The sequence below is a fragment of the Enterobacter sp. ZOR0014 genome (assembly GCF_000798855.1).
Classification (GTDB): domain Bacteria; phylum Pseudomonadota; class Gammaproteobacteria; order Enterobacterales; family Enterobacteriaceae; genus Enterobacter; species Enterobacter kobei.
This window is the reverse complement of sequence record NZ_JTLF01000249.1, coordinates 1-369: the sequence shown is the minus strand read 5'-3', so window position 1 is coordinate 369 and position 369 is coordinate 1. Positions and strand designations below refer to the sequence as shown.

Genomic DNA, 369 nt, shown 5'->3' with positions numbered 1-369 from the left:
GAACATTATTTTGAACACCTTGTACAATTCCACTGAACCAATCGACTAAGCCTTGCCAAATGCCTTTAGCTCCGTCAACTGCTCCGTTCCATATATCAGCAAACCATTGACCAATACCGCTAAAGAATGAAACTATTCCGTCCCATGCACTCTTTAAGAAGTCTACGAAACTACCCCAAACCTTTTTACCTGTTTCGGTTTGAGTGAAGAAGTAAACTAAACCAGCAACAATGGCTGCGATTGCTATGCCAAGAGCCACGAATGGATTCATAGCCATTACAGCATTGAAAGCTCCTTGTATAATTGTACCAGCTTCAACAACCTTATTATATATCTCGACAGCCTTAATGATTCCATCAATAACTTTCA

At 40.1% G+C, this 369-nt stretch carries 1 protein-coding gene; it reads right to left on the bottom strand.

Features of this window, described 5'->3' with window-relative positions:
* Positions 1-369: hypothetical protein (locus L977_RS13085; RefSeq protein ID WP_047625925.1), on the bottom strand; the 369-nt coding region annotated here is incomplete at both ends.